Below are 21,349 nucleotides of genomic sequence, written 5' to 3' on the forward strand. Positions count from 1 at the left end.
AGGAGCGGCGGCACTTACACACGGCATTGCGAGCGCTGCGCAGCAATCCAGAGTGTTCCGCGGAGGGATTTCTGGATTGCTTTGTCGCACGGGCCTCTCACAACGAAGGATAGAGCGTCGCGCTCCAGACTTCGCGTGACGCCCCAGTCATCCCGAGCTCTAAAACGCAGACGAAGCAATATTCCTTGTAAGGAATATTCGACTCGCGTAAGGATTGATCCTATCGAGGGAGCTTCATGCCAAAATTGAACGGAAAAGTCGTAAGTGCAGTTCGCGTGAACGGGAGTGATCTTGGCAGAGTTGTTGGCAATTCGCTGCGCACATTGCGAACGTTTGCCGGACTTACGCAGAATGATCTGGCAGAACGACTAAAGGTTGGCCAAGCCGCGATATCAAAGATCGAGCACCGGGGCGATGTGCAGATTTCCTCGTTACAAAAGTATGTTGAGGCTTTGGGCGCCACACTGCGCATTGAGGCCACCTTCGAAGCGGACGCGTGGAAGGGCCTGCGTACCCAAGGCGCATTTGACGTTGATCTCCACGACGAGGATCAGCTCGTTTTCCCGATATTCGGCGACGAGGTGTTTCGTCCGACTCGTGATGTAGTGCTCAGTGTCAGGCCGGTCTATTCCGACAGAATTTTTGATGGCACGAAGACGATTGAGTTGCGGCGACGCTTTCCAATCTCCGCACCGCGCGGAACGATTGCCTATATCTATTCAACATCTCCGGTACGAGCGATGGTGGGAAGCGCCGAGATTGACAACGTTGTGAAGGCGCCGATCGGCGAAATCTGGAAGAAGTTTGGCAAGATGGCGCAGATCAAGCGGGCGGATTTTGATGGATACTTCGAAGGTGTCCAGGAGGGATTCGCTCTCAAGATCGCCAATGCGCGGCCGTTTTCACGCCCGTTAAATCTCTCCGAGCTACGAGACCGTTTCGGCTTCGAACCGCCCCAGTCCTACTTATATGCAACCCCCGTCCTGCGTACGGCCCTGCAAAATGAGTATTCAAACGTATCTGATTGACACTAATGTCATCATTGGCCTCGAAGATCATCACACAGTCCAACCTGCCTTCGCCGCGCTGCTTAGCATTGCGTCAAAGCACAAGGTAGGTGTGCTGGGGCACGAGGCCTCGCGCGACGATATTCAGCGCGACAAGAATGCTGATCGTCGCAAAATCTCGCTGAGCAAACTAGACAAGTTCCAACTGCTCAAGAAGGTGCGCGGCCTCGAAGTAGCCGAGTTGGAACGGAAATACGGGCCGCTACCGCGGCCAAATGATATTGTCGATGCGACGCTCTTGGATGCGATTGAACGCGGCGCAGCCGACTTTCTCGTTACCGAAGATCGCGGCCTCCACGAGCGAGCCCGGCGAGCTGCACCGGAACTGGGTCGACGCGTTCTATTTGTCGCAGACGCAGTCGCGCTTTTGCGGACCACCTACGAGCCGGTCGAAACGCCCGTTCGCTACGTGGAGGAAGTCTCCGCAAACGAGATCAAGCTAACAGACGAGATTTTCGACAGCCTTCGCGAGGATTATCCACCATTCGATACGTGGTGGCGGGAAAAATGCGTACGCGAGCGGCGCGCATGTTGGGCCGTGTTCGATGACGGACTGGCTGGCCTGATCGTTCGAAAAGACGAAACCGCAGCAGACACGGACGCGACTATCAAGGTCGATAAGATATTAAAGATCTGCACGTTCAAGGTTCGGCCGGAAAAGCGCGGCGTGAAGTTAGGCGAGCTTCTGCTGAAAAAGGTGTTCTGGTTTGCCCAAGCTAACAAGTACGATTTAGCCTATGTGACCACCTACTCCTCACAGGTCGCCCTGATCGATCTTCTTGAATACTACGGGTTCGTCAACACCAAAGCGAAACACGATGGCGAGCTTGTGTACGAGAAGGAGTTCTCGCGCGCCCCGTTGGCGGCGGCCTCGGGGATGTCAAATTTCGAGCGCGATAGGCTGAATTATCCACGCTTCATCGCCAGGCCAGATACGCGCGCCTTCGTGGTCCCCATTAAGGAGGGCTACCATGACACCCTCTATCCCGATTTGAAGAATCCGGCACAGCCGGACTTGTTCGAATTGGTCGGCCTCACGGGCAGCCCTAAGAGGCCCGGTAATACCATTCGCAAGGTCTATCTCTGTCGTGCCCAGTCAAACCTGGGGCCGGCCGGCTCGCTCCTATTCTTCTATAAGGGCAAATCGATCAGCCAGCCGTCGCAGGCATTGACCGCGGTTGGCGTCTTCGAAGAAGTCTCAGCGGCGGCATCGACCAAGGAGTTGATGCAGTTGACGGGTGGCCGCTCCGTCTACAGCGAGATCGAGCTGAACGATTGGCGCGCAGCGGCAGAACGCAAGGTTAAGGTCATCAACTATCTACTCGCGGGGTACATTGACCCGCCGATCGAGCTGACCGAACTCCAGGATTTCGGAATAATCAAGGGCCATCCGCCGCAGTCGATCTTCGAGCTGAGCCGAGCGCATCTGGATGTGTTGTTGCCGAGGCTCAATCTTGGATTCACACCATGATGCCACCCGTGGTTGCAGTTGCTGGGCTCTCGGGCGTGGGTAAATCGACGATTCTAACACGTCTAAGAAGCGCAGTTCCCATGCAAGTCCTACAAGCGAGCGCCCTGATCAAGGAAGCGCGAACGTCGGGAGATGGACGAAGCCTGACGCTCGACGCCCTGCGCGCAGTGGACCTCGACGAGAATCAACGACTATTGGTCGAGGGATTTGCGCAGAAGATCGATCGGACAGCGCCTCTTGTTGTGCTGGATTGTCATACGGTTATCGAGACCCCTAAGGGACTGATCCACATCGATCCGTGCGTCTTCGCTTCAATGAACGTAAAGGCAGTCGTGTTCCTCGAAGACCAGCCGGAAGAAATCATGCGTCGTCGAAGAGATGACACCACACGTCAAAGGCCGTCGACCGAACATCTTGGGTTCGTGCAAATCGAGGCGATCCAACAAGCCCGTACAATCGCGGCGGCGTTGAATATCCCATTATTCGTGCATCGCCCGACTGGGCAGGATGGCCCGATCACGGAGCGGCTTCGTTCCTACCTCACGCCGGCGTAGAATGGCGCGACGATTAGCTGCTTGAGTGTTCATGAGCGCTTAGTTAGCTCCAGCCTCGATCGACGCCACTGCCGCCCGCCCCGCGATCTCCTCGCTGCGCCAGCACCGTACCGCGTGCCCATCGGGCCGCGTCTCCAGCACCGGCCCCGGCTCGCTCCGGCACACCGCCTCCGCATAGCGGCACCTTGGACCGAAAGCGCAGCCGTTCGGCGGATCGAGCGGGTTCGGCAGATCGCCCCCTGTCGTCGCCAGCGGAGCCTGGCGCAGCGGATCGGGGATGGCGGCGATCAGGGCCTGCGTATAGGGGTGCGCGGGTCGCTCAAAGATCTCGCGCCAGTGGCCGTTCTCGACGATGCGGCCGAGATACATCACGGCGACGCGGTCGCTCATGTGCTCGACCACGCCGAGATCGTGGCTGATCATGATGTAGGACAGGCCGAGCGTGTCCTTCAACTCCAGCAGCAGGTTGATGATCTGGGCGCGGATCGAGACGTCGAGGGCCGAGACCGGCTCGTCGCAGATGACGATCCTGGGGTTGAGGATCAGCGCGCGGGCAATGCCGATGCGCTGGCGCTGGCCGCCGGAGAATTCATGCGGGTAGCGGTCGGCCTGTTCGGGCCGCAGGCCGACATGCCGCAGCATGGTCTCGACGCGCTCCTCGATCTCGCTTTTCGCGGTGACGCCGTGGACCCGCAGGGGATCCTCCAGCGTGCGGCGCACGGTCTGGCGCGGATTGAGCGAGGCGTAAGGGTCCTGGAACACCATCTGCACGGTGCGCGCCAACGCCTTCCGGTCGCCGGATGGCCGGCTCGTGACCACCTGCCCGTCCAGCACGATGCGGCCGCGCGTCGGCGTCAACAGGCCAAGGATCGACAATGCGACCGTCGATTTGCCGGAGCCGGATTCGCCGACGAGGCCAAGGCATTCACCACGCTTCAGCTCGAGATCGACACCATCGACGGCCCGGAGCATCCGCTTGCCGCGGCCGAGCCAGCCGCCGCCGCCGAGCGGGAAATGAACCGCGAGATCCCTAACGCTGAGGATGAGATCGTCGTCCGGCTTTTGCCCGGCCAGCATGTCCTGCGCCTCATGCATGGTGATGACACCTGACCAGACCGCCGGCGTCCAGCCAATCCGTCTCCGGCACGACTGTCCGGCAGATCCCGGTCGCCTGCGCGCAACGCGGATTGAACCTGCAGCCGTCGGGGAAATTCGTAATGGCCGGAACGACGCCTGCGATTTCCTTGAGCCTGCTGCGGCCGAGCGCAGCGCGGCTGCCGAGCCTCGGCAGCGAGGCGACCAGGCCCTGCGTATAGGGGTGCGAGGGTGCACGAAAGATATCGGCGGAGCCGCGCTCCTCGACGATGCGGCCGGCGTACATCACGGCGACGCGGCGGCAGACATTGGCGACCAGGCCGAGGTCGTGGCTGATCATCAGGATCGCCGTTCCCCGCGCGGCGCACAAATTCCGCATCAGCTCGATGATCTCGGCCTGCACGGTGACGTCGAGCGCGGTGGTCGGCTCGTCGGCGATCAGGAGATCCGGACCGCAGGCGAGTGCAATCGCGATCATCACGCGTTGGCGCATGCCGCCGGAGAGCTGATGCGGGTAATCGTGGACGCGCCGCTCCGGCGCAGGGACGCGGACGCTGGCGAGCGCCTCGACCGCCAGCCTGTTGGCTTCCCGCCAGCTCTTTCCCTTGTGCAGCACGAACATCTCGGCAATTTGCCGGCCCACGGGCGAGACCGGGTTCAGCGCCGTCATCGGCTCCTGGAAGATCATGGCAATGCGGTTGCCGCGCAGCTCCCGCTGCCTGGCGGCGGAAAGATGCTGGATCTCCTGGCCCTCGAACCGGATGACGCCCGCGCCGATCGAGAGCGGCGGTCGCAACAGCCCGATCAAGGCGAGCGCCGTGATGCTCTTGCCGCAACCGGATTCGCCGACGAGGCCGAACGTCTCGCCGCGGTCGATGCGGAACGAAACGCCCTCCGCCGCCGCCACGCGCCTCGATCCGTCATCGAGATCGATGCGCAGATCACTGACTTCGATCAGCGGCGTGCCGGTCATGTCCGCCGGCTCCGCGATTGCGGATCGAGAATGTCGCGCAGGCCGTCGCCGAGCAAATTGAGGCCCAGCACCGTCAGGAAGATGGCGAGGCCCGGAAACACCGAGAGCCACGGCGCGGTCGTGATCTGCTCGCGGGCCTCCGACAGCATGCTGCCCCAGCTTGGAAACGGCGGACGGACGCCGAGGCCGAGGAACGACAATGCGGCTTCGGACAGCACCGCGCTGCCCATGCCCAGCGTGCCGATGACGATGATGGGGCCCAGCATGTTCGGCAGCAGCTGCGTGATCATGATACGCAGATCGCCATAGCCGAGCACGGTCGCCGCCTGCACATAGCCCTGGCTCCGCAGCGACAGCGCCGAGGCTCGCGCGATCCGGCACGTAAAGGACCAGTTGGTCAGCCCGAGCGCGATCAGCAGGCTGGTCAGGCCGGGGCCGAGCACCGCCATGATCGCCAGCGCGAAGATCAGCGAGGGGATCGCGAGCATGAGGTTGGTCAGGGCGTTGACGACATCGTCCCACCAGCCGCCAAAATAGCCGGCGCTCAGGCCCAGGGCCACGCCGATGACGCTGTTGATGAGCTGCGAGACGATGCCGACGGTCAGCGAAACCCGGGCGCCATACACGACCCGGGAATAGATGTCGCGACCCTGGTCGTCGGTCCCGAACCACCAGGTCCAGCTCGGGGGCTCCTCCGCATTCATCAGATTGGCGTCCATGACGGGATCGGTATGCGCGATCCAGGGCGCGAGCAAACCGACCAGGATCGCCAGCGCGAACAACACCCCACCGATGACGAGATTGGCGCGAAGCTTCATGCGTATCTGATCCTGGGATCGATCACGCCGTAGAGCAAATCGATCAGCAGATTGATCGCGAGAAACGCCAGAACCACCACGAGAATGGAGCCCTGGACCGCCGGGATGTCGCGCTGCAGGACGCTGTCGACCAGCAGCGAGCCGATACCCGGCCACGAGAACAGCTTCTCGACCACGACCGCCTGCCCCATCAGCGCGCCGAATTGCAGGCCGACGGTGGTGAGAATGATGACGAGCGCGTTGCGCATCACGTGCCACTTCACCACCCGCGTCTCGCTCATGCCCTTGGAGCGCGCAGTGCGGACGAAATCGGCCGTCATGATCTCGAGCACCGCGGCGCGCGTCGTCCGGGCAAACAGCGCCATCGGCGACACCCCGAGGGTCACCGCCGGCAGGATCAGGTATTTTCCCCCGCCGTCGCCATAGCCGAAACTCGGCAGCCAGCCGAGCTTCAACGCGAACAGGTACATCAGCACAAGTCCGAGCCAGAATTTGGCGATGGACAAGCCCGACACCGCGACGACCATCGCAAGCGTATCGACGATGCCACCGGGCTTCAGCGCCGCGATGAAACCAAGCGGGACACCGATCGCGACCGAGAACGCCATCGCCGCGAAGATCAGTTGCAGCGTCGGCCAGGCCCGCTTGGCGATCATGGTCGTGACGGGCTCGCGGGTCCGGAACGAGGTGCCGAAATCACCGGTCGCGAGCCTGGCAATGTAGACGCCGAAGCGCACATAGACGGGTTGGTCGAGGCCGAGCTGCTTCTTCATGCGCAGCTCGACCTGTGGATCGCTGTCGTCGCTCATCGAGGAGACGATGCTGCCGGGAACGACGCTGAACAACACGAAGACCAGAGCCACGACGGCAAGCACGGTCGGAATGGTCTGCAGCAGGCGGCGGAACAGGAAGGAGAGCATCGGCGCTTTTCCTCTCTCCCTCCATCGTTTGACGCGATGAAGGGAGCGCGAGAGCGTATGTCACTTCGCGGGCGAGGTCTCGTCGACCCAGAGGTCCTCGACGTTCTGATGGGTCAGCTCCGTGGCGTTGAGCTGGACGCCGTGAAGCCAGGGCTGCACCGCCATGACCGCCTTGTTGTAGTTGAAGAACCAGACCGGCGCCTCCTCATAAAGCAGCGCATTGGCCTTTTGCAGAAGCTGGGTGCGCTTTGCAGCGTCGTCGGCCTGCCCGGCCTCGTCGATGATCTTGTCGAACTCGGCGTTCTTGTAGGTCATGTAGTTGCAGGCCGGTTGCGGCGTCGACGAATGGAAGCATTTGAGGGCAGCCAGCGGATCCGGACCGCTCGCCTGGGAATAGATGAAGGCCTGGTAGTCGCCGCTGCGAACCACTTCCGCCAGCACCGCGGTCTCGACCTGCTTGACCTTGACCTTGATGCCGACCTTGTCCAGCATCGGGATCACGGCGGAGACGATCGGCAAGCCCCAGCTCTCGTTCTGGCTGGTGGTCCATTCGAACTCGAAGCCGTTGGGATAGCCGGCCTCGTTAAGCAGCTGCTTGGCCTTGGCGGGATCGTAGGCATACGGTTTCATCGCCTTGTCGTAGGCCGGCGAGGTCAGCGGCAGCCAGCTGGTGGCACGATAGGCCTTGCCCTTGACCAGCTTGTTGATGATCAAATCGGTGTCGATCGCGTAGTTGATCGCCTGCCTGACGCGCTTGTCGGCGAACGGCTTGAACGAGGGATTCATCCCCATGTAGCGCGTGAAGACCTCGGCGACCTCGACGATGGTCCCCTTCAGACTGGCATCGGACTGATAGGCCACATATTGCGCGGGCCCGAGCACCGAGGTGTCGATCTCCTTGTTGCGGAAGGCGACATCGCGCGCCGCGGCCTCGGCCATGATCGACACGGTGACCTTGTCGGCATAGGGTTTGCCGGGCTTGTAGAACCGGTCCCAACGCTCCAGCACGATGCGCGATCCCGGCACGTGCTCGACGAATTTGAAGGGCCCGAGACCGATCGGCTTCTGGATGAAGCTCTCCTTGGCACCCTCGTCGGCGGGATAGATCGAGGTCAACGCGGTGAAGAAGTAGAAGCCGGGATCGACCTTCTCGGTCAGCTTCATCTCGACCGTGAAGTCGTCGATCTTCTTCAGGCCGGAGATCTCCTTGGCCTGGCCCTTTTCGACCGCGGCGGCGCCCTCGATGACGCGGACAAAGCGGGCGCCGGGATAGGCCTTGGTGCCGTCCATGATGCGGTTATAGGACCAGATGAGGTCGTCGGCCGTCATCTTGCGGCCATTGTGGAAATAGGCATCGTCGCGCAGCTTGAAGGTGTGAACGAGGCCGCCGCCCGAGACGACGTCCTCCTTGGCGAGCTCCAGCACCGGCTTTCCTTCCGCGGAATTCCAGATGTAGAGCGAGCGATGCAGCGCCTTGGCGTAGATCTCGTCCTGGGCGCGCTGCGTCGTGTGAATGTCGAGGCTGGTGAAGCTGGAGCCATAGGGCGCGGTCATGCGGATGGTTCCGCCCTTGCGCGGCGCCTGGGCCTCCACTGACCCGGCGAGCACCAGTCCCACGCCCGCGACGACGACCGCCATCATCCTGAACATCATGTGTCCCCTACCAACGCAGGCATCCTGATCAGGGATTTGATCATTCGCAGCCTGTCGAATGCAAGCTTCGTTTTTGATGGAAACCAATGTCGGTTCCGGATGGCGAACGTCCGGCGACGACCACGGGGGGCCAGTTGCATCCACCCAGCGATGCAAGCTGGCGATTGACGCGGTGCGTCATCGAGCGTGCCCTCCGCGTCATTGCGAGCGAAGCGAAGCAATCCAGAGTGTTTCCGCGGTGACAGTCTGGATTGCTTCGTCGCAAGGGCTCCTCGCAATGACGGAGTGGGCGAGCCACCTTTGCAACGTCCTCAGCCAGACAATTCCGGCTGCCAATCCCGCAGCTTTCGCGCGGCGCCGGCGACCTCGGCGATCGTCCGGAACGCCGCCGCCTCCACCATCATCGCTCGCGCGAGCCTGACAGCGCGCGCCTCGCTGACGGCCCGCTTGTTGGGGTCCTCGATCAGCTCGAAGTCGATATTATGCGCGAGACCGAAGATGCGGCGGATGGTCTTCGCCGCGGCGAAACCGACGGTGTCAGTGAACAGCCGCTGCATGTAGGCCTGCCGCTCGATTTCCAGCCGCGCAGCACCCTTCTCGCCTGCGAAGAGGGACACCGGGTAGGCATCGCCCGACGCGCCGGTACGCCAGAGATCGAGGAATTTGCGGGCGAACTCGTTCCAGACGTTCTCGATCGTCGCCAGCAGCCAGACCTCGAAGGCCTGTCGCTCGCCCGGCGCGCGCTCATGGCCGGCGGAGGCAAAATAGGCCATCAGCAAATTGGCGATCACGGCGCCGATGTCGAATCCCATCGGGCCGTAGAACGCGAATTCGGGGTCGATCACCCGCGTCTGGCTGTCGGTCACCATGATCGATCCGGTGTGGAGATCGCCGTGGAGCAACGCCTCGGGACTGGCCATGAACTTCAGCTTGAGCCGCGAGACGGCGACGTGCAGCTCCATGTCGTCGCGCAGGCCGGCGGCGAGCGCATCGAGATAAGGCGCCGTCCAGCGGTTCTGCTCGGCGATGCGGTAGGGATCGGTGAAGATCAGATCCTCGGTGATCTTGCAGAGCGCGTGGTTGCCGGCGAAGGCGGCGATGCCCTCTTTCTTCTCGGCCGCGGACAGCGCGAGGTCGGAGGTGAAGAACAGCGTTCGCGCCATGAAGGTAGTGATGTCGTCCACGAAGCCGGGATATTGCGTTCCCGCAACCAGCCCCTTGCGCATGATGATGTGGGGTTCGAGCAGCTCCATCACCGTCAGCGCCAGATCGTCGTTGTGATGCAGCAAGGCCGGCACGAGGCCGGGCGCGAGGTGGGCCTGCCGGGACAGAGCGAGATACTCGTAATGGGCGCGCGACAGCGGCAGCGGCCAGCTCTCGCCGACGAGGCGCACGTAAGGCAGCGCCTGCTTCACGGCGACGCCGCCACTCGCGCCCTTGACGATGAAGACGAGGTTGAGATTGCCGTCGCCGACCTCGGTGATTGCCCAGCCGGCGGGATCGCCGCCGAGGAGCGCCTTGAGGTCCCGCAGGCCTGCGAGATAATCCCGCAAGGCCGCCTCATGCAGAATCCGGTACTCCTCCTGCCCTTGCGCCATGACGATCCCATCCCATCTGCATGGCCGGATCGTTACTCCCGCTCCAGGAAGCTCGAGCCGATCTCGGCCTTTCTTTTGATCGGATCGTAATCACAATAAACCAGATCCGCCACCAGGGTGTAGCTGGCGCTGACGGTGTATTTGTCTGTTTTGACCGAGTTCAGGCCGATCACGGACGTGCTCTTGCCCCCGTTCCATCTGAACGGCGTCGAGCTCTTGGCCTGCTCACAGGCCATCACGGCTTCGTTGAAGACATAGCCCTCGACGAACGCCTTCAGCGTCCGCACCTGCACCGCCGTCTTCCATTCGAAATAGCCGATGCCGCCGAGGCCGGCGACGATCAGCACCAGAAGCGCGATGACGATCCTCTGAAAAGTCATTTGGCATGTCCCCCAATTCGACGAACTGTCTCGGGCGTGGTCGCTATCCCCTCGTTAAAAACCCTAGAACGGCATTCCCATCAATTTCGACAGGCGCTCGATCGAGAGATAGCCGGCATGATAGGCAACCATGCAGAGGCCGTAGATGATCGCCGAGATGATCGTGGTCCAGATCAGCTTGCTCCTCATTCGCGTCAGGATCGGCGCGCCGGGGTCGGTGCCGGGCGCGCCGCCGCCATCCTCGTGCTGGCTGCGCACGCCGAACGGCAGCGTCAGGAACAACGCGACCCACCAGATGACGAAGTAGATTGCGATCGCGGTTGAGATCTGGATGGCCATGGTTGGGGCTTATGCCTGCTCGATCTCGACCAGCGCACCGGAAAAATCCTTCGGATGCAGGAACAGCACCGGCTTGCCGTGGGCGCCGATCTTGGGCACGCCGTCGCCGAGCACCCGCGCGCCCTCCTTCACCAGCGTGTCGCGCGAGGCGATGATGTCGACGACCTCGTAGCAGATGTGGTGGATGCCGCCATCGGGGTTGCGCTCGACGAATTTTGCGATCGGCGAGGCCTCGCCGAGCGGCTCGATGAATTCGATCTTGGTGTTGGGGAGCGTGGCGAACACGGTGATGACGCCGTGCTCGGGCAGCGGCACGGCTTCCGAGATCTGGGCGCCGAACGCCGTGCCGTAGATCTTCGCAGCCTTGACGGCATCCTTGGTCGCGATCGCGACATGGTTGAGCCGGCCCAGCATGTGTCTTCTCCCTTTACACTGTCAGTACGTGTACCAGACAGGGAGGCTTTTTGCCCCAATGTTCGTTGATCACGGCCCGGACAGCGCGTCGCACCGACTCGCCCAAGGCATCGGCATCGCGGCGGCGCGCCTTCGGCAGGCCCTCGACGGTGGAGACCACGGCGTCGAAGACGAGGTCGTCAAAGGGCTCGCCTTCCCTGGTCTTCTCGGGAATGCCGACGAGATCGACTTCGGGATCGTCGGCCAGCTCGCCCTGCTCGGTCATGGCGATGGCGACGAACGCGCATCCGGAGAACGCCATACGCCGGCGCTCGACCACGGCGCGGGATTTGGAATCCTCCAAAATCGTGCCGTCCTTGTAGAGCCGGCCGGAGGGCACTTCGCCGATGATGCCGGGATCGCCGGGGCCGAGCTTGACGAGGTCGCCGTTGCGAATGACCAGAACGCGCGGCACGCCGGCGGCGCGCGCGAGCTTGGCGTGCTCGTGCAGGTGCAGGGCTTCGCCGTGAACGGGGATCAGGAGCTGCGGCTTCACCCAGGCGATCATGTCGCGCAATTCGTCGCGGCGGGGATGGCCGGAGACGTGGACCAGCGCGTCGCGGTCGGTGATGATCTCGACGCCCTGCATCACCAGATTGTTGATGATCGAGCCGACCGCCTTCTCGTTGCCCGGGATGGTGCGCGAGGAGAAGATCACGCTGTCGCCGCGATTGAGCGTGATCTCGGGATGGTCGTCATTGGCGATGCGGGCCAGCGCGGCGCGCGCCTCTCCCTGGCTGCCGGTGCACAGCGCCAGCACCTTGTCCTGCGGCAGGTGGCCGTAGACCTCCGGCGAGCGGAAATTCTGCACGCCGTCGAGATAGCCGCATTCGCGCGCGACCTGCACCATCCGCTCCATGGCGCGACCGACCACGACGACCTCGCGGTCGGCGGCCTTGGCGGCGGCGGCCACAGCCTTGATGCGGGCGACGTTGGAGGCGAAGGTCGTCACCGCGACGCGGCCCTTGGCGGCCTTCACGAGGTCGACGATGGTGCGGGCGACCTCGGCCTCCGAGGGCGAACGGCCGTCGCGCACTGCGTTGGTGGAATCGCCGATCAGGGCGATCACGCCCTCCTCGCCGAGTTCGCGCAGCCGCTTCTCGTCGGTCGGAGCTCCCAGCGTCGGCGTCGGATCGATCTTCCAGTCGCCGGTGTGCAGCACCGTGCCTGCGGAGGTGTGGATCGCCAGCGCGTGCGCTTCGGGAATCGAATGCGCGACGGGGATGAACTCGACGCTGAACGGACCGACGTCGACGCGGCCACCCGACGGCACCACCGTCACCGGGATCTTCGGTGCGTTGCGCTCGGCGGCGCATTTTGCCTCGAACAGGGCCGCGCTGAACTGCGTCGCGTAGATCGGGCATTTCAGCTTCGGCCAGAGGTCGATGATGGCGCCGAAATGATCCTCATGGGCGTGCGTCAGCACGAGGCCCATCAGGTTCTTGCGTTCCTTCTCCAGGAAGCTGATGTCGGGCATGATCAGATCGATGCCCGGCAGATGTTCCTCATCGCCGAAGGAGACGCCGAGATCGACCGCCATCCAGGCGCGCTGCTGGCGGCTGCCGAGGCCGTAGATCGACAGGTTCATGCCGATCTCGCCGACGCCGCCGAGCGGGGCAAATACCAGTTCCTCAGGCTTCGCCATCACGCAGCTCCCACGGAGGCGGCCGATCCGAAGAACACCTCGCCGGCCGCCACCGGCAGGCGCCGGCCGTCCGCGGTGCGGACGATCAGGCAGCCTGTGTCATCGATGGTGTCGAAAATGCCTTCCAGCGTCGCGGTCCCGGTGTGGATCGCGACCTTGTCGCCGAGGCCGGCGGCGCGCGCGAGCCACAGCTTGCGGATCTCGGCAAAGCCGCGGCCATTGTCCCAGATGCCCCGGAACTCCACCCAGGCATCCGACAGCGCCGCAAACAGCTCCTCGGCGCTGATCTGGACCCCGAGCGCCGCAAGCGAGACCGCAGGCGTCGGCGTGCCCTCGGGGGCGCCGACGACGTTGGTGCCGATGCCGACGACGACGGCGAGGCGATCGCCGACGGCTTCGGCCTCCAAGCCGATCCCGACGAGCTTTCTGCCGTTGGCGAGCACGTCGTTCGGCCATTTCAGGGCGTAGCGGGGACGGCTCTCGCCGAGCCGCAAGGCGGCCTCGAGGCTGACCCTCTCCAGCGCCGCCTCCTCCGCCAGCCCGGCGGCGAAGCCGAGCGTGGCGGCGACGGCAGGCGCGACGTCGAGAACTTCGAGAACGCTGGCGGCGAGATTGCCCTTTGCCGCGATCCAGGCGCGCTGGCGGCGGCCGCGGCCGGCGGTCTGCTCCGTGGTCACGAACCACATCGGGCCGCGCTCGCCGGCCCTGGCGCGTTCGATCGCCTCGGTGTTGGTCGAGCCGGTCCGCTCGAAAGCTGCGAGCCTGTAGCCCGCCGACGCTGCGCGAGGACCGAGCGCGAACGCCATCCTAGAACAGTGACTTGGCCGCGGCGGAGGCGACGCTCACCACCGGACCCGCGAACAGGGCAAACAGGATGTTGAACAGGCCGAACACCGCCAGCACCGTCTTGACCTCGACCCTGACAGGATCGACCTGGCCGGCCGGCTCGTCGAAATACATCGTCTTGACGATGGTGAGATAGTAGTAGGCGCCGACCACGCTGGTCAGCACGCCGACCACGGCGAGCGTGAACAGGTTGGCCTTGATGGCGGCGACGAAGACGTACCATTTGGCGAAGAAGCCCGCGAGCGGCGGAATGCCCGCGAGCGAGAACAGCAGCATCGCGAACATGAAGGCGAGCAGCGGATTGGTACGCGACAGGCCGGCGAAATCGCTGATCTGCTCGACCGCCTGGCCGTTGCGGCGCATGGCGAGGATGATCGAGAACGAGCCCAAGGTCATCGCGACATAGATCACGATGTACATCAGCACGCCCTGCGCGCCCTCGACGGTGCCGGAGGCAAGGCCGACCAGCGCGAAGCCCATGTGGCCGATCGATGAATAGGCCATCAGGCGCTTGATGTTGCTCTGGCCGATCGCGGCGAACGAACCGAGCGCCATCGAGGCGATCGACACGAACACCAGGATCTGCTGCCACTGCGAGACGATGCCCGGGAAAGCGGTCAGCGTGACGCGGGTGAACACGGCGAGCGCGGCGACTTTCGGCGCCGAGGCGAAGAAGGCGGTGACCGGGGTCGGCGCGCCCTCGTAGACGTCAGGCGTCCACATGTGGAACGGCACCGCCGAGACCTTGAAGCAGAGGCCGACGAGCAGGAAGACCAGACCGAACATGAGGCCGACATTCGAGACCGTCGCGGTCGCCGCGATACCGGTGAAGCTGACCGTGCCGGTGAAGCCGTAGATCAGCGAGGCGCCGTACAGCAGCATGCCCGAGGACAGCGCCCCGAGCACGAAATACTTCAGGCCGGCCTCGGTCGACTTGGCGTTGTCGCGGTTCGAGGCCGCAACGACGTAGAGCGCGAGCGACATCAATTCGAGGCCGAGATAGAGCGAGATCAGGTCGCCGGCCGAGATCAGCACCATCATGCCGAGCGTCGAGAGCAGCACCAGGATGGCGTATTCGAAGATGCGGCGCGACGGGTCGGACAGGAATTCGGTGGACAGGATCAGCGTCACCGCCGAGCCGATCAGGGCCAGGATCTTCATGAAGCGGGCGAAGTCGTCGACGATGAAGCTGCCGCCGAAGGTCACCTGCTTGCCCGCGGGCAGCATGTATTCGAGCACGCCGACCACGACCAGCAGCACGACCGCCAGCGAGGTGACGGCACCGGTCGTCCCCTGCCCGCGATAGGCGCCCAGCATCAGCAGAGCCATGGCGCCGATCGCGAGCACGATCTCGGGCAGCACCGGCGCCAGTTGGTAACCTGCAGTCACAAAGTTCATGGCGATATCCTGACCTGCCCGATCAATGGAGCAGTGCGGCGGCCTTCACGGCCGTCACAGCGGTGTTGTAGTTGTTGACGAGTTGCTGGACCGAGGCGGCCGACATGTCGAGCACCGGCTTCGGATAGACGCCGAACAGGATCGTCAGCGCGATCATCGGGAACAGCGTCAGGCACTCCCGGAAAGTGAGATCCTTCATGCTCGCCAGCGACGGCTTGACCAGCGCCCCGAACACGACCTTGCGGTAGAGCCACAGCGCGTAGGCCGCCGAGAGGATCACGCCGAAGGTGGCGAAGAACGCGGTCGGGATCGAGACCTTAAAGGTGCCGAGCAGCGTCATGAACTCGCCGACGAAGCCTGAGGTGCCGGGCAGACCGACATTGGCCATGGTGAAGACCATGAAGGTCAGCGCGTAGAGCGGCATCCGGTTGACGAGGCCGCCATAGGCCGCGATCTCGCGGGTGTGCAGGCGGTCGTAGACGACGCCGACGCAGAGGAACAGCGCGCCGGAGACGATGCCGTGCGAGATCATCTGAAAGACGCCGCCGGCGACGCCCTGCATGGTGCCGGCGAAAATGCCCATGGTGACGAAGCCCATATGCGCCACCGAGGAGTAGGCGATCAGCTTCTTCATGTCCTCCTGCATCAACGCCACCAGCGAGGTGTAGACGATGGCGATGGCCGAGAGCGTGAACATCAGCGGTGCGAAGTCGTGCGAGGCCAGCGGGAACATCGGCAGCGAGAAGCGCAGGAAGCCGTAGCCACCCATCTTCAGCATGATCGCGGCAAGCACCACCGAACCCGCCGTCGGCGCTTCGACATGCGCGTCGGGCAGCCAGGTGTGCACCGGCCACATCGGCATCTTCACCGCGAAGGAAGCGAAGAAGGCGAGCCACGCCCAGGTCTGCAAGCTGCGCGGCACGGCGGTGTGCATCAGCGTCGGAATGTCGGTGGTGCCGCCATTCCAGTACAGCGCCATGATCGCGAGCAGCATCAGCACCGAGCCGAGCAGCGTGTAGAGGAAGAACTTGAACGACGCGTAGACCCGGCGCGGACCGCCCCAGACGCCGATGATCAGGAACATCGGGATCAGGCCGCCCTCGAAGAACAGATAGAACAGCACGAGATCGAGCGCCGAGAAGGTGCCGATCATCAACGTTTCCAGGATCAGGAACGCCATCATGTATTCGCGGACGCGTTTGGTGATCGCCTTCCAGCTCGCGATGATGCAGAACGGCATCACGGCGGTGGTCAGGATCACCAGCGGCAGCGAGATGCCGTCGACGCCCATGTGGTAGGTGATGCCGGTGGCGAGCCAGTTCGCCTTCTCGACGAACTGGAAGTCGGGATTGCCGGCGTCGAAGCGCATCACCAGGATCACCGACACCGCAAAGGTGATCAGCGTGGTCCAGAGTGCGATCCAGCGCGAATTGCGCCGGGCGGCCTCGTCATCGCCGCGGCTGAGATAGACGATCAGCGCGCCGACCAGCGGCAGGAACGTCGTGACCGATAGGATGGGCCAGGTCGTCATTTACTGGCCTCCAAAGCCGAACATGAACCAGGTGATCAGGCCGGCGGCGCCGATCAGCATGGCGAACGCGTAGTGATAGAGATAGCCGGTCTGGATCTTCACGACGTTGCGGGTGACGTCCAGGACGCGGGCCGAGACACCGTCGGGACCGAGGCCGTCGATGATGAAGCCGTCGCCCTTCTTCCAGAGCTGATAGCCGATCCACTTCGCCGGACGGACGAAGATGATGTCGTAGAGCTCGTCGAAGTACCATTTGTTGAGCAGGAACTTGTACAGCATCGGCTGCGTGTTCGCGAGCTCGACCGGCAGATAGGGCCGTCGGATGTAGAACAGATACGACACCAGGAAGCCCAGCACCATCATCACCGTCGGCAGGAAGGCGATGGTCTCGGGGATGTGGTGCATCTCCTCGATGATGTGCGGGTTCATCTTCACGGAGTCGCGGAAGAACTCCTCGATGCCGTGACCGGCGAACAGTTCCTTGAACGGGAAACCGGCGACGATGGAGCCGACGGCGAGCACGCCGATCGGGATCAGCATCCAGATCGGAGCCTCGTGCGCGGCCTCGTAATGATGCTCGTCGTGCGGCTCGCCGTGGAAGGTCTTGAAGATCAGGCGCCAGGAGTAGAACGAGGTCAGGCCTGCGGCCACGACCGTCATGATGAAGCCGTACACGGCGAACGGGTTGTGCGAGGCGTAGGCCGCCTCGATGATCGCGTCCTTGGAGAAGTAGCCTGCCGTGAGCGGGAAACCGGTCAGCGCGAGCGTGCCGACCACCATCACCGCATAGGTGTAGGGAATCTTCTTCCAGAGCCCGCCCATGTTGCGGATGTCCTGCTCGTGGTGCATCGCATAGATCACCGAGCCTGAGCCCAAGAACAGCAACGCCTTGAAGAAGGCGTGCGTGAACAGATGGAACATGCCGACCGAATAGGCCCCTGCCCCCATCGCCACGAACATGTAGCCAAGCTGCGAACAGGTCGAGTAGGCGACGATGCGTTTGATGTCGTTCTGGACGAGGCCGATGGTCGCCGCGAAGAACGCGGTGGTGGCGCCGAAGAACATCACCACGGCCTGGGCGTTCGGAGCGAGCTCGAACAGCGGCGACAGACGCGCCACCATGAAGACGCCGGCGGTGACCATGGTCGCGGCGTGGATCAGCGCCGACACAGGCGTCGGGCCTTCCATCGCGTCCGGCAACCAGGTGTGCAGCAGGAACTGCGCCGACTTGCCCATCGCGCCCATGAACAGCAGCAGGCAGGTCAGGGTCAGCGCATCGGCGTGCCAGCCGAGGAAGTCGATGGTCTTGCCGGTCAGGCCGGGCGCGGCGTGGAAGATCGTCTCGAAATCGGTCGAGCTGGTCAGCAGGAAGATCGCGAAGATGCCGAGCGCGAAACCAAAGTCGCCGACGCGGTTGACCACGAAGGCCTTGATGGCGGCGGCGTTCGCCGAGGGCTTCTGGTACCAGAAGCCGATCAAGAGATAGCTGGCCAGACCCACGCCCTCCCAGCCGAAGAACAGCTGCACGAGGTTGTCGGCGGTCACCAGCATCAGCATGGCGAAGGTAAACAGGCTGAGATAGCCGAAGAAGCGCGGCCGGTTCGGGTCCTCGTCCATGTAGCCGATGGAATAGAGGTGCACGAGCGAGGACACGGTCGTCACCACCACCAGCATCACGGCGGTGAGCGTATCGACCCGCAAGGTCCACCAGACCTGAAGATCGCCGGAGAAGATCCACGGCAGCAGCTGGATCCTGACGTCGTGGTGCATGAAGCCGACATCGACCAGCGTCATCCAGGACAGCGCGGCCGACACGAACAGCAGCGCCGTCGTGATCAGCTCGGCGCCGCGCGAGCCCGCCGCCGGCGGCTCGGAGACGTGGTGGTCGTCGTGGGCATGATCGTCGTGACCATGGTCATCATGGGCCGCCGATGCGTGCGCGTCGCCGTGACCGTGGTCGCCGTGATGATCGAGCTCGTCGCCCGAGGGGTTGCGGGCATGCGCGCCGAACAGCGCGATCAGCCCGGCCAGAATGGCGCCCAGCAGAGGCAGAAAAACGATTGCCTGAACCATTTGAGAGCTCAGCCCTTCATCAGATTGACGTCCTCAACCGCGATCGAGCCGCGGTTGCGGAAATAGACCACCAGGATGGCGAGACCGATCGCGGCTTCAGCAGCCGCGACAGTGAGCACCAGAAGCGCGAAGACCTGGCCGACAATGTCGCCGAGGAAGGTCGAGAACGCCACGAGGTTGATGTTGACCGAAAGCAGGATCAGCTCGATCGACATCAGGATGACGATGATGTTCTTGCGGTTCAGGAAGATGCCGAGGATGCCGAGCGTGAACAGGATCGCGCCGACCGCTAGATAATGTCCGAGCCCGATCGTCATTTCACCCACTCCGCCGCGTCAGAGTCCTGGAGCCCCTGCCCCGGCGCCACCTTGCGCATCGCCATCGCCATCTCGGGCGTGCGCGCGTTCTGAACGTTGATGTCCTGCCGCTTCACGCTCGCCTTGTGCCGCAGCGTCAGCACGATGGCGCCGATCATGGCGACCAGAAGCACCATGCCCGAAAGCTGAAAGTAGTGGATGTACTTCGTATAGAGCACGAGGCCGAGCGCCTCGGTGTTCGAGACGTTGGTCGGGATCGGCGCCGTGATGGTCTTGCTCACGGTCGGGTTGATGATCCAGGCGCCGACGGTCAGCAGCAATTCGAACAGGAAGATGCCGCCGATCACCAGGCCCACGGGCAGATATTGGATGAAACCTTCGCGCAGCTCGACGAAATCCACGTCGAGCATCATGATCACGAACAGGAACAGCACCGCGACCGCGCCGACATAGACGACGATCAGCATCATGCCGAGGAACTCGGCGCCCATCAGCACGAACAGGCCGGAGGCGTTGACGAAGGCCAGGATCAGGTACAGCACGGAGTGTACGGGATTGCGCGAGACAATCACCATCACCGCCGAGGCGACGCAGACGCCGGCGAAGAGATAGAAGAACAGCGCGGGAAGGATCATGCTCTCATCTCACCGGTACGGCGCGTCGAGCTCGATCGCTTTTGCGATCTCGCGTTCCCAGCGGTCGCCGTTGGCGAGCAGCTTGGCCTTGTCATAGAACAGTTCCTCGCGGGTCTCGGTCGCGAACTCGAAGTTCGGACCTTCGACGATGGCGTCCACAGGACAGGCCTCCTGGCAGAGGCCGCAATAGATGCACTTCACCATGTCGATGTCGTAGCGCACGGTGCGGCGGGTGCCGTCGTTGCGGCGCGGGCCGGCCTCGATGGTGATGGCCTGCGCCGGGCAGACCGCCTCGCAGAGCTTGCAGGCGATGCAGCGCTCTTCGCCGTTCGGATAGCGGCGCAGCGCGTGCTCGCCGCGGAAGCGCGGCGAGATCGGGCCCTTCTCGAACGGATAGTTCAGCGTCGGCTTCGGCTGGAAGAAATAGCGCATGGCGAGGAAGAACGCCGAGACGAATTCCGACAGCAGAAGCGAGCGTGCAGTGGCGTTGACGTTGATACCCATGACGGCCCTCACTTCGGCGCGATGCCGGCGAACTGCAGCACGCCGGCCACCACGATCACCATCGCCAGCGACAGCGGCAGGAACACCTTCCAGCCGAGGCGCATCAGTTGATCGTAGCGGTAGCGCGGCACGATCGCCTTTGCCATCGCGAACAGGAAGAACATGAAGAAGACTTTGAGCGAGAACCAGATGATCCCCGGCACCCAGTTGAAGGGCGGCAGGTCCACCGGCGGCAGCCAGCCTCCGAGGAACAGGATCGTCGCCATCGCGCACATCGTGACGATCGCGACGTACTCGCCGAGCATGAACAAGAGATACGGCGTCGAGCCGTACTCAACCATGAAGCCGGCAACGAGCTCGGATTCAGCTTCCACGAGGTCGAACGGCGGGCGGTTGGTCTCCGCCAGCGCAGAGACGTAGAACACCACGAACATCGGGAACAGCGGCCAGACGTACCAGTTCAGGATGGTCAGCTGCGGCAGTCCGATCAGGCTGGCGAGCCCGCGGACATGCTGGGCCTCGACCACGGCCGACAGGTTCAGCGTGCCGGCGCAGAGCAGCACCGTGATGATGACGAAGCCGATCGAGACTTCGTAGGACACCATCTGCGCCGCCGAGCGCAGCGCCGCCAGGAACGGATATTTCGAGTTCGACGACCAGCCGGCCATGATGATGCCGTAGATCGACAGCGACGAGATCGCGAAGATGAAGAGGATGCCGACATTGATGTCGGCGATGACCCAGCCGAGATTGGTCGGGATCACCGCCCAGGCGGCAAGTGCAAGCACGCACGACACCAGCGGCGCCAGCAGGAACACGCCCTTGTTGGCGCCGGCCGGGATGATCGGCTCCTTCAGCACGAACTTCAACAGGTCGGCGAAGGATTGCAGCAGGCCCCAGGGGCCGACCACGTTCGGACCGCGCCGGATCTGCACCGCCGCCCAGATCTTGCGGTCGGCGAGCAGGATGTAGGCGATCGCGATCAGCAGGACGACGAGCACCAGCACGCTCTCCGCGATCATGATGATCAGCGGCCAGAGGAAGCCGGTCCAGAATGCGCTTTCGAAGAATTCCATTCT

Annotated in this window: 21 protein-coding genes; 3 read left to right on the forward strand and 18 right to left on the reverse strand. The window is 63.3% G+C overall.

From position 1 onward, the window contains the following. Window positions 1-236 precede the first annotated feature (236 nt). The 3 genes from CIT40_RS18600 to CIT40_RS18610 are packed head-to-tail and all read left to right on the forward strand — an operon-like array spanning window position 237 to window position 3,092. Complete coding sequence (locus CIT40_RS18600; protein ID WP_094891733.1) at window positions 237-1,028, forward strand: helix-turn-helix domain-containing protein; 792 nt, start codon at window positions 237-239, stop codon at window positions 1,026-1,028. Then, complete coding sequence (locus tag CIT40_RS18605) at window positions 1,003-2,538, forward strand: PIN domain-containing protein (RefSeq protein ID WP_094891734.1); 1,536 nt, start codon at window positions 1,003-1,005, stop codon at window positions 2,536-2,538. Before CIT40_RS18600 ends, CIT40_RS18605 begins: the two co-directional genes overlap by 26 nt. Further along, on the forward strand, window positions 2,535-3,092 hold the full coding sequence (locus CIT40_RS18610) for an ATP-binding protein (protein WP_094891735.1): 558 nt from the start codon (window positions 2,535-2,537) through the stop codon (window positions 3,090-3,092). The genes CIT40_RS18605 and CIT40_RS18610 overlap by 4 nt, the downstream gene beginning before the upstream one ends. A 39-nt stretch (window positions 3,093-3,131) precedes the next feature. On the opposite strand, the gene CIT40_RS18615 is transcribed toward CIT40_RS18610, so the two are convergent. From CIT40_RS18615 to nuoH, 18 genes are all read right to left on the reverse strand, one after another. Continuing rightward, a complete protein-coding gene (locus tag CIT40_RS18615) occupies window positions 3,132-4,187 on the reverse strand; it encodes an ABC transporter ATP-binding protein (protein WP_094891736.1) in 1,056 nt (351 codons plus the stop codon). Beyond that, on the reverse strand, window positions 4,180-5,160 hold the full coding sequence (locus tag CIT40_RS18620) for an ABC transporter ATP-binding protein (protein WP_094891737.1): 981 nt from the start codon (window positions 5,158-5,160) through the stop codon (window positions 4,180-4,182). The genes CIT40_RS18615 and CIT40_RS18620 overlap by 8 nt, the downstream gene beginning before the upstream one ends. Beyond that, window positions 5,157-5,978 (reverse strand): ABC transporter permease, encoded by an 822-nt coding sequence (locus tag CIT40_RS18625; protein WP_094891738.1) that lies wholly within the window; start codon window positions 5,976-5,978, stop codon window positions 5,157-5,159. Before CIT40_RS18625 ends, CIT40_RS18620 begins: the two co-directional genes overlap by 4 nt. After that, complete coding sequence (locus tag CIT40_RS18630) at window positions 5,975-6,898, reverse strand: ABC transporter permease (protein ID WP_094891739.1); 924 nt, start codon at window positions 6,896-6,898, stop codon at window positions 5,975-5,977. The genes CIT40_RS18625 and CIT40_RS18630 overlap by 4 nt, the downstream gene beginning before the upstream one ends. A gap of 60 nt (window positions 6,899-6,958) precedes the next feature. After that, window positions 6,959-8,551, reverse strand: a complete 1,593-nt coding sequence (locus CIT40_RS18635) for an ABC transporter substrate-binding protein (protein ID WP_094891740.1) — start codon at window positions 8,549-8,551, stop codon at window positions 6,959-6,961. 311 nt (window positions 8,552-8,862) lie between these two features. Next, window positions 8,863-10,149: an S-methyl-5-thioribose kinase gene (gene mtnK / locus CIT40_RS18640; RefSeq protein WP_094891741.1), complete on the reverse strand. Its 1,287-nt coding sequence runs from the start codon at window positions 10,147-10,149 to the stop codon at window positions 8,863-8,865. Between the two features lie 32 nt (window positions 10,150-10,181). Continuing rightward, window positions 10,182-10,529 (reverse strand): hypothetical protein, encoded by a 348-nt coding sequence (locus tag CIT40_RS18645; RefSeq protein WP_094891742.1) that lies wholly within the window; start codon window positions 10,527-10,529, stop codon window positions 10,182-10,184. A gap of 63 nt (window positions 10,530-10,592) precedes the next feature. Next, the gene (locus CIT40_RS18650; RefSeq protein ID WP_094891743.1) at window positions 10,593-10,868 is read right to left on the reverse strand and encodes a DUF1467 family protein; all 276 of its coding nucleotides are present in this window, start codon (window positions 10,866-10,868) and stop codon (window positions 10,593-10,595) included. 9 nt (window positions 10,869-10,877) lie between these two features. Further along, the gene (gene mce / locus CIT40_RS18655; RefSeq protein ID WP_094891744.1) at window positions 10,878-11,282 is read right to left on the reverse strand and encodes a methylmalonyl-CoA epimerase; all 405 of its coding nucleotides are present in this window, start codon (window positions 11,280-11,282) and stop codon (window positions 10,878-10,880) included. 13 nt (window positions 11,283-11,295) lie between these two features. Continuing rightward, on the reverse strand, window positions 11,296-12,966 hold the full coding sequence (locus CIT40_RS18660) for a ribonuclease J (protein WP_094891745.1): 1,671 nt from the start codon (window positions 12,964-12,966) through the stop codon (window positions 11,296-11,298). Further along, the gene (locus CIT40_RS18665) at window positions 12,966-13,772 is read right to left on the reverse strand and encodes a biotin--[acetyl-CoA-carboxylase] ligase (protein ID WP_094891746.1); all 807 of its coding nucleotides are present in this window, start codon (window positions 13,770-13,772) and stop codon (window positions 12,966-12,968) included. Before CIT40_RS18665 ends, CIT40_RS18660 begins: the two co-directional genes overlap by 1 nt. 1 nt (window position 13,773) lies before the next feature. Next, window positions 13,774-15,210: an NADH-quinone oxidoreductase subunit NuoN gene (nuoN, locus tag CIT40_RS18670; RefSeq protein WP_094891747.1), complete on the reverse strand. Its 1,437-nt coding sequence runs from the start codon at window positions 15,208-15,210 to the stop codon at window positions 13,774-13,776. 22 nt (window positions 15,211-15,232) lie between these two features. Beyond that, window positions 15,233-16,741, reverse strand: coding sequence for an NADH-quinone oxidoreductase subunit M (locus CIT40_RS18675; protein ID WP_094891748.1), 1,509 nt, complete (start codon window positions 16,739-16,741; stop codon window positions 15,233-15,235). After that, window positions 16,742-18,814: an NADH-quinone oxidoreductase subunit L gene (gene nuoL, locus CIT40_RS18680; protein ID WP_094891749.1), complete on the reverse strand. Its 2,073-nt coding sequence runs from the start codon at window positions 18,812-18,814 to the stop codon at window positions 16,742-16,744. Between the two features lie 8 nt (window positions 18,815-18,822). Further along, entirely contained in the window at window positions 18,823-19,131 is a 309-nt protein-coding gene (nuoK, locus tag CIT40_RS18685) for an NADH-quinone oxidoreductase subunit NuoK (protein ID WP_008547737.1), read from the reverse strand. Next, window positions 19,128-19,766: an NADH-quinone oxidoreductase subunit J gene (locus CIT40_RS18690; protein WP_094891750.1), complete on the reverse strand. Its 639-nt coding sequence runs from the start codon at window positions 19,764-19,766 to the stop codon at window positions 19,128-19,130. Before CIT40_RS18690 ends, nuoK begins: the two co-directional genes overlap by 4 nt. A gap of 9 nt (window positions 19,767-19,775) precedes the next feature. Continuing rightward, the gene (nuoI, locus tag CIT40_RS18695) at window positions 19,776-20,270 is read right to left on the reverse strand and encodes an NADH-quinone oxidoreductase subunit NuoI (protein ID WP_191093171.1); all 495 of its coding nucleotides are present in this window, start codon (window positions 20,268-20,270) and stop codon (window positions 19,776-19,778) included. An 8-nt stretch (window positions 20,271-20,278) separates the two neighbouring features. Next, on the reverse strand, window positions 20,279-21,346 hold the full coding sequence (nuoH, locus tag CIT40_RS18700) for an NADH-quinone oxidoreductase subunit NuoH (RefSeq protein WP_094891751.1): 1,068 nt from the start codon (window positions 21,344-21,346) through the stop codon (window positions 20,279-20,281). Between the last annotated feature and the right edge of the window lie 3 nt (window positions 21,347-21,349).

Source organism: Bradyrhizobium amphicarpaeae (assembly GCF_002266435.3).
Taxonomy (GTDB): domain Bacteria; phylum Pseudomonadota; class Alphaproteobacteria; order Rhizobiales; family Xanthobacteraceae; genus Bradyrhizobium; species Bradyrhizobium amphicarpaeae.

What these genes read in the sequence shown, in the direction of transcription:
- mtnK (WP_094891741.1), bottom strand. Translation starts at nt 10,149, where the DNA reads ATGGCGCAAGGGCAGGAGGAGTACCGGATTCTGCATGAGGCGGCCTTG.
- mce (WP_094891744.1), bottom strand. Translation starts at nt 11,282, where the DNA reads ATGCTGGGCCGGCTCAACCATGTCGCGATCGCGACCAAGGATGCCGTC.
- CIT40_RS18625 (WP_094891738.1), bottom strand. Translation starts at nt 5,978, where the DNA reads ATGAAGCTTCGCGCCAATCTCGTCATCGGTGGGGTGTTGTTCGCGCTG.
- nuoH (WP_094891751.1), bottom strand. Translation starts at nt 21,346, where the DNA reads ATGGAATTCTTCGAAAGCGCATTCTGGACCGGCTTCCTCTGGCCGCTG.
- nuoK (WP_008547737.1), bottom strand. Translation starts at nt 19,131, where the DNA reads ATGACGATCGGGCTCGGACATTATCTAGCGGTCGGCGCGATCCTGTTC.
- nuoL (WP_094891749.1), bottom strand. Translation starts at nt 18,814, where the DNA reads ATGGTTCAGGCAATCGTTTTTCTGCCTCTGCTGGGCGCCATTCTGGCC.
- CIT40_RS18650 (WP_094891743.1), bottom strand. Translation starts at nt 10,868, where the DNA reads ATGGCCATCCAGATCTCAACCGCGATCGCAATCTACTTCGTCATCTGG.
- CIT40_RS18635 (WP_094891740.1), bottom strand. Translation starts at nt 8,551, where the DNA reads ATGATGTTCAGGATGATGGCGGTCGTCGTCGCGGGCGTGGGACTGGTG.
- CIT40_RS18665 (WP_094891746.1), bottom strand. Translation starts at nt 13,772, where the DNA reads ATGGCGTTCGCGCTCGGTCCTCGCGCAGCGTCGGCGGGCTACAGGCTC.
- CIT40_RS18610 (WP_094891735.1), top strand. Translation starts at nt 2,535, where the DNA reads ATGATGCCACCCGTGGTTGCAGTTGCTGGGCTCTCGGGCGTGGGTAAA.
- CIT40_RS18690 (WP_094891750.1), bottom strand. Translation starts at nt 19,766, where the DNA reads ATGATCCTTCCCGCGCTGTTCTTCTATCTCTTCGCCGGCGTCTGCGTC.
- nuoN (WP_094891747.1), bottom strand. Translation starts at nt 15,210, where the DNA reads ATGAACTTTGTGACTGCAGGTTACCAACTGGCGCCGGTGCTGCCCGAG.
- CIT40_RS18620 (WP_094891737.1), bottom strand. Translation starts at nt 5,160, where the DNA reads ATGACCGGCACGCCGCTGATCGAAGTCAGTGATCTGCGCATCGATCTC.
- CIT40_RS18605 (WP_094891734.1), top strand. Translation starts at nt 1,003, where the DNA reads ATGAGTATTCAAACGTATCTGATTGACACTAATGTCATCATTGGCCTC.
- CIT40_RS18660 (WP_094891745.1), bottom strand. Translation starts at nt 12,966, where the DNA reads ATGGCGAAGCCTGAGGAACTGGTATTTGCCCCGCTCGGCGGCGTCGGC.
- nuoI (WP_191093171.1), bottom strand. Translation starts at nt 20,270, where the DNA reads ATGGGTATCAACGTCAACGCCACTGCACGCTCGCTTCTGCTGTCGGAA.
- CIT40_RS18600 (WP_094891733.1), top strand. Translation starts at nt 237, where the DNA reads ATGCCAAAATTGAACGGAAAAGTCGTAAGTGCAGTTCGCGTGAACGGG.
- CIT40_RS18630 (WP_094891739.1), bottom strand. Translation starts at nt 6,898, where the DNA reads ATGCTCTCCTTCCTGTTCCGCCGCCTGCTGCAGACCATTCCGACCGTG.
- CIT40_RS18645 (WP_094891742.1), bottom strand. Translation starts at nt 10,529, where the DNA reads ATGACTTTTCAGAGGATCGTCATCGCGCTTCTGGTGCTGATCGTCGCC.
- CIT40_RS18615 (WP_094891736.1), bottom strand. Translation starts at nt 4,187, where the DNA reads ATGCATGAGGCGCAGGACATGCTGGCCGGGCAAAAGCCGGACGACGAT.
- CIT40_RS18675 (WP_094891748.1), bottom strand. Translation starts at nt 16,741, where the DNA reads ATGACGACCTGGCCCATCCTATCGGTCACGACGTTCCTGCCGCTGGTC.